8 protein-coding genes and 1 pseudogene are annotated in these 8,201 nt (G+C 60.9%); 4 read left to right on the top strand and 5 right to left on the bottom strand.

What is annotated here, in order from left to right; translation table 11 throughout:
• Positions 1 to 119 precede the first annotated feature (119 nt).
• Together I5W_RS23975 and I5W_RS23970 are read left to right on the top strand one after the other, a co-directional pair.
• Entirely contained in the window at positions 120 to 755 is a 636-nt protein-coding gene (locus I5W_RS23975; RefSeq protein ID WP_256380796.1) for a TetR/AcrR family transcriptional regulator, read from the top strand.
• Between the two features lie 11 nt (positions 756 to 766).
• Positions 767 to 1,384 carry an HD domain-containing protein gene (locus tag I5W_RS23970; protein WP_044531131.1) on the top strand — a complete coding sequence of 206 codons (618 nt, stop codon included), beginning with the start codon at positions 767 to 769 and terminating at the stop codon, positions 1,382 to 1,384.
• Positions 1,385 to 1,432: 48 nt separating this feature from the next.
• Here the strand turns inward: I5W_RS23970 and I5W_RS23965 are convergent, their stop codons facing one another.
• The gene (locus I5W_RS23965) at positions 1,433 to 2,215 is read right to left on the bottom strand and encodes an NAD(P)H-dependent oxidoreductase (RefSeq protein WP_017452575.1); all 783 of its coding nucleotides are present in this window, start codon (positions 2,213 to 2,215) and stop codon (positions 1,433 to 1,435) included.
• 98 nt (positions 2,216 to 2,313) lie between these two features.
• Here I5W_RS23965 and I5W_RS23960 point away from each other — a divergent pair, with 98 nt between their 5' ends.
• Positions 2,314 to 3,210, top strand: a complete 897-nt coding sequence (locus I5W_RS23960) for a LysR family transcriptional regulator (RefSeq protein ID WP_044531130.1) — start codon at positions 2,314 to 2,316, stop codon at positions 3,208 to 3,210.
• Positions 3,211 to 3,222: 12 nt separating this feature from the next.
• Here I5W_RS23960 and I5W_RS23955 read toward each other — a convergent pair whose 3' ends face one another.
• Positions 3,223 to 4,116, bottom strand: coding sequence for a LysR family transcriptional regulator (locus I5W_RS23955; RefSeq protein WP_017452577.1), 894 nt, complete (start codon positions 4,114 to 4,116; stop codon positions 3,223 to 3,225).
• A 108-nt stretch (positions 4,117 to 4,224) separates the two neighbouring features.
• On the opposite strand from I5W_RS23955, the gene I5W_RS23950 reads away from it, so the two are divergent.
• Complete coding sequence (locus I5W_RS23950) at positions 4,225 to 5,160, top strand: SDR family oxidoreductase (protein ID WP_044531129.1); 936 nt, start codon at positions 4,225 to 4,227, stop codon at positions 5,158 to 5,160.
• A 183-nt stretch (positions 5,161 to 5,343) separates the two neighbouring features.
• On the opposite strand, the gene I5W_RS23945 is transcribed toward I5W_RS23950, so the two are convergent.
• The 3 genes and pseudogenes from I5W_RS23945 to I5W_RS23935 form a co-directional block, all read right to left on the bottom strand.
• Positions 5,344 to 6,528 (bottom strand): ABC transporter substrate-binding protein, encoded by a 1,185-nt coding sequence (locus I5W_RS23945; RefSeq protein WP_199901796.1) that lies wholly within the window; start codon positions 6,526 to 6,528, stop codon positions 5,344 to 5,346.
• Between the two features lie 56 nt (positions 6,529 to 6,584).
• Positions 6,585 to 7,541 (bottom strand): PDR/VanB family oxidoreductase, encoded by a 957-nt coding sequence (locus I5W_RS23940; RefSeq protein ID WP_044531127.1) that lies wholly within the window; start codon positions 7,539 to 7,541, stop codon positions 6,585 to 6,587.
• Between the two features lie 9 nt (positions 7,542 to 7,550).
• Positions 7,551 to 8,201: pseudogene (locus I5W_RS23935) on the bottom strand (aromatic ring-hydroxylating dioxygenase subunit alpha); the annotation flags it as partial.

Here is an 8,201-nt window from a genome sequence, read left to right as displayed (position 1 = left end):
GGAACCCATGTCCTGGCACCGATTTTAAATTGGTTGAATAACCAATTTAAAACCAAGGTAGGCCATGCCGCGACCAATTGCAAGTATAATTTGGTCAATCAACCAATTTATGGTGTTCCATGTCCCGTAAATCCAATACCGAGCAACGCCGCCAGGAAATCGTATCAGCGCTCTTGGCCGCCATGGCCGAGCAGGGGTACGAGAAGGCCACCATCCAGGCCATCGCCCAGAAGGCCGGACTGGCGCCGGGGCTGATTCACTATCATTTCAAAAGCAAGGAAGAGATCCTGCTGCACCTGGTGAAGTCCTTGTCCGAGCTGTTTCGTGCCCGCTACGATCAATTCGTTGCAAAGGCCACGACACCTCAAGAGAAACTCAAGGCCTACATCGACGCACGCCTGGCCCATGGTTTCGGTGCCAATCCCGATGCGGTGGCGGCCTGGGTAATGATCGGCGCCGAGGCGGTGCGTCAGCCGCAGGTACGGGATATCTATCAGCAAGCCGTGGCCGACGAACTGGCACTGCTGACTGAATTGCTGAAAGCCTGCCTGATGCATCAAGGCAAAAAGACCAGAAACGTCGCGCATCTCGCAGGGGGGCTGCTCGCCTTCATGGAAGGCGCCTTCCAGCTCGCCAGCGCCGCCAGGGACATCATGCCCAAAGGCTATGCGGCCAGCACGGCATTGCAGCTCGTGCAGCGCTATATCGAGATGGAAGCCAGCCGTTCATCGTCCCCCGCTGGCTCGATCAGATAAGTGAGCCCACCATGCCCCTGACACACGAACAATGGCAATCGACCTGGCGCAAGTTGGGCCTTCCCCGCCCGGATGCGCAATGGTTTGATGCGATCATCGAGCATTACAGCCAACCCCATCGCCACTACCACACACTTCGGCATCTCGAAGAATGCTTCGAGAAATGGGAAGAGCTGCGGGCGGAATCACACCATCCCGGAGAAGTTGAATTGGCGCTGTGGTTTCATGACCTCATCTACGATGTCCGGCGCCATGACAATGAAGAACGAAGTGCAGAGCAGGCAACCACCTGCCTGCAAGAGGCCGGCGCAGCCGAAGAAACTGCGCGACGCGTACATGCGCTGATCATGGCCACGCGGCAGCACGATGCAAAGTCGGACGTGGATGCCGCCATCCTGGTGGACGTAGATCTTTCCATCCTCGCAGCGCCGGCGGCGCGCTTTCAGGAATACGAGCGGCAGATTCGCGCCGAATATCAATACGTCCCGCAGCCGCTATTCGAGCAGGAACGTAAAAAGATACTGCAAGCTTTCCTGCATCGCCCAAGGATTTTCAATACGGACCAGTTCTTTCAGCGTTACGAACAAGCGGCGCGCGAGAATATCGAACAGGCCTTGCAAGGGAACTGATTTCTCCAGTGCCGAGCCGGCTTGCCAGGCGCTGACAACCTATCGGCTCTAGCCGCCCAAGAGATGAATACCCAAGCCCTCTCGGCCTGGTTCGATCTCCGGGCGCAAGGTCAGCGCGGGTATCTCATAGTCTCCTGCGTTCTGCTTGCGGAAAGGGATCGGCGCGGTCGTTGCGAGCGCGTCCAGCCGCTGTCCCAGCGCCTCGCAGACCTGTGCGAATCCGGCCTGGTCGATCTTGCTGGTGCGGTAGATCACATGCGGCGGCAGTACGTCAAATCCTGGATAGAACAGGATGCCATGCTGGATCGGGAACAGGATGTCATCGATCGGGCCGTTGATGCCGCGCGGCGCGTAATGCGATTCCCAGCCGCCGGTGGTAACCACCAGCATCGCCCGCTTTCCGGCAAACCGGCCTTCTCCATAGCGATCCCCCCAGTGTGTATCGGAATGCTCGCCAACGCCGTAGGCGAGACCATAGGCATACACCCGCTCAACCCATCCCTTGAGGATGGCCGGCAACGAAAACCACCACAGTGGGAATTGCAGGATGACAGTGTCTGCCCAGCGCAGCTTTTCCTGCTCGCGTGCAATGTCGGCGCTTTGGGTAGCGTTCTCGAAAGCCTGTCTGGAGTTCAGGGAAACATCCAGGCGTGCGCCCGGCTGCGATGCGGTGTTATCTCCTGCATCCAGCGCAGCCTTCCACTGCATGGCATAGAGATCGGATACCTGGACGACATGGCCCGCCCGCTGCAAGCGCTGGACAGTGAAATCCTTGAGCGAACCATTGAGCGAACGCGGCTCAGGGTGGGCATAGACAAGAAGAACGTTCATAAACTGGTGCTCCATCAGTAAGTCAGTCAAACAATGAGCACACGATAGGCCTGTCCGAGATATATTGGAAATTGATTTCCACAATTCCAGGTATTTCCATGGACAATCCACTGCGACGACTTGACCTCAATCTTCTGGTGACGCTCGATGCCTTGCTGATCGAACACAACGTGACCCGCGCCGCCGAGCGCCTGCATCTGGCGCAACCGACCGTCAGCCTGCAACTGGCGCGGTTGCGGGACTTCTTCGGTGACCCCTTGCTGCTGCCCGGTCCACGCGGTATGCGCACCACGGCCCGCGCCGAAGAGCTGCGCGAACCGCTGCAACAGGCCTTGGCCGCCCTGGCACAAGCCGTGACTCCCTCGACTGCCTTCGACCCCGCCCAATCTCAACAGACCTGGCGCGCTGCGGCATTCGACTACAGCGAGTACACGATTCTGATGTCGGCCCTGGACGCGCTGCGCAAGGCCGCGCCCGCGACCCGCCTCGCCGTGATCCAGACTACCCCCGCCCTGGTGGCGAGAAAGGCGGAACAGGGCGAGATCGACTTGGCCTTCCTCACCGCCACCGAGGCACCACCAGAACTACGCCGTCTGCCACTGTTCACGGAACGCTACGTACTTGCCGGACGAGCCGGGCATCCGCAGTTGAAGCGACGCCCGACGCTGGCACAGTTCTGCAAGCTGGAGCATGTCATCGTCTCCACGGATGGCGGAGGATTTCACGGCGTGACCGATACCGTGCTGGCGGAAATGGGCATGACGCGCAAGGTCGCCCTGTCGGTGCCGCATTTCCTGTTTCTCACCGCAGTACTGGCCAACACCGACCTGGTGGCGATGCTGCCGTCGCGGCTGGTGCGCGGTAATGCCGTACTGAAAGTGGTGGAAGCACCGATCGAAGTCCCCGGCTTCGAGATGTTCATGCTCTGGCATGAACGGGTTCATCGCGACCCGGCGCATCAGTGGCTGCGGGAGCACATCGCCAGTTCTGTATGAGTATCGATTGCATTACCCGCGCATATAGGCGCTCAAGCCTGCTACCAATGCTGCAAACGTGACGGCGCAGCGTGGACTGGATCGCAAATCCTCATGCATGACTACCCAGGTTTGCATCTTGAGCGAGAACTGTCTGGGCAAGAGATGTACCAGCGCCTCCTCTCTTGCCGCTAGCGCCACCTGGCAGATGCCGATGCCGATGCCGGCCCGGATGGCGGCCAGTTGTGCCAGGTCGCTATCGGCCCGGAACGCCAGGCTGGCGCGCGAGAGCCAAGGGAATTGCACCAGCACCTTGCGCACATAGGCGCTTTCCTGGTCGAAGCCGATGAGCGCATGGTCGGCCAGCGCATCGATCGTGTGGGGTACCCCGTAGGCCGCGAGGTAGCGCTGGTGAGCATGTAGCCCCAATTCGATGCTGCCCAGCCGCTTGGCGACCAGCGCATCCTGGCTCGGCTTGAACATGCGCACGGCAATATCGGCCTCGCGTTGCAGCAAGTCATCAGCCCTGTTTGACATGACCAGTTCGATGTGCAGCCCTGGATGGCGATGTTTCAGGTCGGCCAGGATGGGCGGCAGCACTTCCACGCTGATGATTTCGCTGGCGGTCAGTCTGACCGTCCCGCGCACGTCCCGACCGTGACTACTGGCGACCCGGCGCATGGCGGCAGAGCTTGCAGCGATGCCGGCCGCATAGGGCTGGAGTTCCAAGGCGGCATCCGTGGGCGAAAAACCCTCGAAGGAGCGCACGAAGAGTTTCAGTCCCAGCGCCGATTCCAGGTTCTCGATGTGGCGCCCCACAGTGGGCTGCGTGAGCCCCATCTCGCGTCCCGCCGCTGATAAAGATCCTGTCTCCAAGACCTTGAGGAAGGTCCGGTACCACTCCCAGTTGGGTTCGATGTCAACCATGGTATTAATTTATGTATAGAGGCTAGGCCAATTTATGCAATTTTCATTTATACCTCAATTTCGCATACTGAGCTCTTTCCCACTCTCACCGTAACCCAGGAGAACCTCATGTCCAAGATTGCCTTGTTCGGCGCTGCCGGAGCCATCGGTCAAAGCATCGCCTCTGCCATCAGTGCCCAAGGGCAGCCTTATCGTGTCGTCGGCCGCAGCCAAGCCAGCTTGCGCCAGGCTTTCGGTTCTGATCCCCTGGCCGAGATCGTTACCTGGAATCCGGATTCGCCGGCTTCGGTAGAAGCCGCCGCGCACGGCATCGACACGCTGATCTACCTGGTCGGCGTCAACTATACGCAGTTCGAGCTGCATCCCGAACTGATGCGCAAGACCCTGGCTGGCGCGATCAGCGCTGGCGTCAAGCACATCCTCCTGATTGGTACAGTGTATCCCTACGGTTTGCCACAAACCTCACCGATACGGGAAGACCACCCGCGCGCACCGCATACCTTCAAGGGACGGATGCGCAAGGCACAGGAAGATCTGCTGATGCAGGCGCACGCCGAAGGACACATCCGCGCCGCCGTGCTGCGCCTGCCTGATTTCTACGGCCCCGGCGTCGAAGCCAGCTTGTTGCATGGTGCGATCAAGGCGGCGGTGCAGGGCGGCACGGCCGATATGATCGGGCCGCTGGATCGCCCGCACGAGTTCGTCTTCGTGCCAGATGTCGGACCGGTCGTGGCCAAGCTGGTCGGCACACCCGCAGCATTCGGCAAGATCTGGCACCTGGCCGGTGCCGGCGTGACGACGCAGCAAGCGCTGGTTGCCGAACTGGAGCGCCAGACCGGACGCAAGCTGAAGACACGGGTGGCGGGTAAAACCATGCTGCGGCTCATCGGATTGTTCAATCCGTTTATGCGCGAACTGGTGGAGATGCATTATCTGCAGACGCAGCCGGTGATCATGGATGATTCAGCGCTTCAGCAATTGATCGGGCCGATAAAAAAGACTTCCTACGCCGAGGGTCTCCAGAGGGCGCTAAGGGCTGAATGACTCCCTTTATCGGCGCCAGAGTCGGCTCCCAGGGGGGGCGTTTTGTTTCGACCGAAGAGAAAAAAGCAGGAAGCTGGAGCGCACATGAGCTTCCCGTGCAACCCTCCGCCCAAAACAAAACTGCCGTCCCACAACAACAGGAACGGCAGCCCAACAAGACATCGAAAAGAATTCAAAAAGAGATCAAACCCCAGGATCGCGCACATTGACCACCTGATCAAACTCCACGTTATAGAACTCAGTGCCCCGCAACTCCGCCTTGCGCATATAGACCGTCTGCACGATATCGCGCGTGGCCGCATCGATAGTCACCGGCCCCCGCACACTCTCCCAGCTCATCCCCTTCATCACCGCCAGCAGCTTGGCCCCATCCGCATCCCCGCCGGTCTTCTTCAAGGACTCATACAGCAGATGCATCCCGTCATACGCCCCGATCGAATGGAAATTGGCCCGCATCCCCTTATTGGCCTTGGCAATGCTCTCCACATACTCCTTGTTGGCTGCAGAAGGATGCGCCGCCGAATAATGATGACTGCTCACCACATCCTTGGCAGCCGCACCAATGCCGGCCATCAGATCATCATCCAACACATCCCCGGTACAGATCAGACGAATCCCCGCCGCACCCAGGCCACGCTCGGTGAACTGCTTCAACACCGCCGCACCCTCGCCCGATGGCACGAAGACGAACAGCGCCTCCGGCTTGGCATCCTTGACCCGCTGCAGGAACGGCGCATAGTCGGGATTGCGCAAGGGCACCCGCACACTCTCCATCACCTTGCCGCCGGTCTCGGAAAAATTCTTCACGAACACCTTCTCAGCATCCAGCCCAGGCCCATAATCGGAAACAAACGTCACTACACTCTTGATTCCGTTCTTGCCAGCCCAGGATGCCAGCGGCGCCGTCACCTGCGCCAGCGTAAAACCGGTCCGCACGATGAAGGGGGAGCGCTGTGGAATGATCGAGGTCGCCGCCGCCGTGACGATCATCGGCACCTTGGCTTGCGTGGCAATGGGCGCTGCGGCCAGCGCCAGGGGCGTCAGGCCAAAGCCCATCAACACCTGCGCCTTGTCGCGCGCCACCAGTTCCTGCGCCAGACGCTTGGTCACATCCGGGGAGACGCCGCCATCATCCTTCAAAAGGATTTCCACCTTGCGCCCGGCCACGGTCTCACCATACTTTTGCTGGTACAGCTTCACCGCCGCTTCGATCTGCCGCCCGGTGGTGGCAAACGGCCCCGACATCGGCACGATCAGCCCCACCTTCACGGCATCGGCAGCGCGGGCCAACAGCGGTAGCGCGCCCGCGGCCATTGCGCTACCGGCCAGCACCAGGTGGCGGCGCCGCTTATTGATCATCTCGCTCATCATGTCTCCTCTCGTTCTATTTTATGTAAATGATTTACCGCGAACGACAAACCGCATTACAGATCCAGCACCAGCATGGGACTCCTGGCGCGCGAACAGCAGGGCGTGAACTGGTCATTGGCGGCTCTTTCCTCATCGGTCAGGTATTGATCGCGATGATCGGGCTCGCCCTCCAGCACCCGCGTGAGACAAGTGCCGCAGATGCCCTGCTCGCAGGACACCGGCACATCCACCCCATGCTCGACCAGCACCTGGATCACGGTGCGCTCGGGCGGGATGGTGTAGACCTGACCGCTGCTGGCCAGCTTGACCTCGAAGGCGCCATTGCCATCGGCATTGACCGGAGCCGCGCCGAAGTACTCGTAATGCACCTGTGAATCCGGCCAGCCACGCGCACGCGCAGTGTCCACCACATGGGCAATGAAGCCAGTGGGGCCGCAGACGTAGAGATGGGTGGCGGGATCGAGGGCGGCCAGCAGCGCAGCCAGGTCAAGCTTCTGCGCCGCCGCGCCATCGTCATAGTGATGCACCACACGATCGGCAAAGCCGCAGGCGGCGATGCGCTCGCGGAAAGCCTGGCGCGCCGGCGAACGGGCGCAGTAATGCATCTCGAAGGAAGCGCCTTCTGCGGCCAGTGCCTCGGCCATGCACAGGATGGGCGTGATGCCGATGCCACCGGCCAGCAACAGGCTGTGACGGGCGCTGTGCAAGACGAACTGGTTGCGCGGGGCGCTGATGGTGATGCGCTCGCCCACCTGCAGCGCCTCATGCACGGCCACCGAACCGCCGCGCGAATTGGCATCGCGCAGCACGCCGATCTGGTAGCGATGCCGTTCATGCGGGGCATTGCACAGCGAATACTGGCGCACCAGGCCGCCCGGCAGATGCACGTCGATATGGGCACCGGCGGTGAAGGGCGGCAAGGGCTGGCCATCGGCCGCGACCAGTTCCAGTGCAACGATGTCTTGCGCTTCTTCGCGGCGTGCCGCGACCTTGACCTGCAATGTCGTCATGCTCGCTCCTCAGGCTGCCGCAGCCTTGCCGGCCTCGGCTTCGCGTGCCAGCCACTTGTCCAGCACCTTGCGCGACTGCACGCCACCGGCATCGATGTTCAGGGCCAACAGGCGACGCTCGGGATACTTCAGCAGATTGGCCTGCTGCAACTCCAGCATCTCGCGGTCTTCGCCGAAGATCTTGCCCTGGCCTTCGCGGATGGTGGCGGTGAGCTCCTTGTCGTCGGGACGGAAATGACGCGCCATGCCCCAGAAGTACCAGTGCGAAGTCTCGGTTTCGGGGGTGATGAAATCGACCACGATGCTGGAGGCCTTGTGTTCGGGGGGCGCCTCGTAGCCGCCCTTGCCGGCATGGGCGACACCGACCTCGATCATCACATGGCTGGGTGGCGAGAAGCGGCAGATCTGCCAGCGGTCCACCGGCACCTCATCGGCCAGGCCATTGCCGCGCAAGGCCATGCGCCAGAACGGCGGCGGCATGATGTTCTCCATGAAGCGGCTGGTGATGACCTGCTCGCCCTCCACCCGGGTGTTGACCGGGGCTTCGTCGATTTCCTTCTGGCCGATGCTGGAGGCATGGACGTAGGTTTCGTGGGTCAGGTCCATCAGGTTGTCGATCATCAGGCGGTAATCGCAATTGATGTGATAGAGGCCGCCGCC

Source organism: Herbaspirillum sp. B65 (assembly GCF_000333555.1).
Classification (GTDB): domain Bacteria; phylum Pseudomonadota; class Gammaproteobacteria; order Burkholderiales; family Burkholderiaceae_D; genus Herbaspirillum; species Herbaspirillum rubrisubalbicans.
Note: the sequence above shows the minus strand (reverse complement) of the source record. Positions and strands in the feature narration are given on the sequence as shown.

Coding starts and splice junctions, on each gene's coding strand:
- I5W_RS23975 (WP_256380796.1), top strand. CDS start 120: ATGTCCCGTAAATCCAATACCGAGCAACGCCGCCAGGAAATCGTATCA.
- I5W_RS23970 (WP_044531131.1), top strand. CDS start 767: ATGCCCCTGACACACGAACAATGGCAATCGACCTGGCGCAAGTTGGGC.
- I5W_RS23965 (WP_017452575.1), bottom strand. CDS start 2,215: ATGAACGTTCTTCTTGTCTATGCCCACCCTGAGCCGCGTTCGCTCAAT.
- I5W_RS23960 (WP_044531130.1), top strand. CDS start 2,314: ATGGACAATCCACTGCGACGACTTGACCTCAATCTTCTGGTGACGCTC.
- I5W_RS23955 (WP_017452577.1), bottom strand. CDS start 4,116: ATGGTTGACATCGAACCCAACTGGGAGTGGTACCGGACCTTCCTCAAG.
- I5W_RS23950 (WP_044531129.1), top strand. CDS start 4,225: ATGTCCAAGATTGCCTTGTTCGGCGCTGCCGGAGCCATCGGTCAAAGC.
- I5W_RS23945 (WP_199901796.1), bottom strand. CDS start 6,528: ATGAGCGAGATGATCAATAAGCGGCGCCGCCACCTGGTGCTGGCCGGT.
- I5W_RS23940 (WP_044531127.1), bottom strand. CDS start 7,541: ATGACGACATTGCAGGTCAAGGTCGCGGCACGCCGCGAAGAAGCGCAA.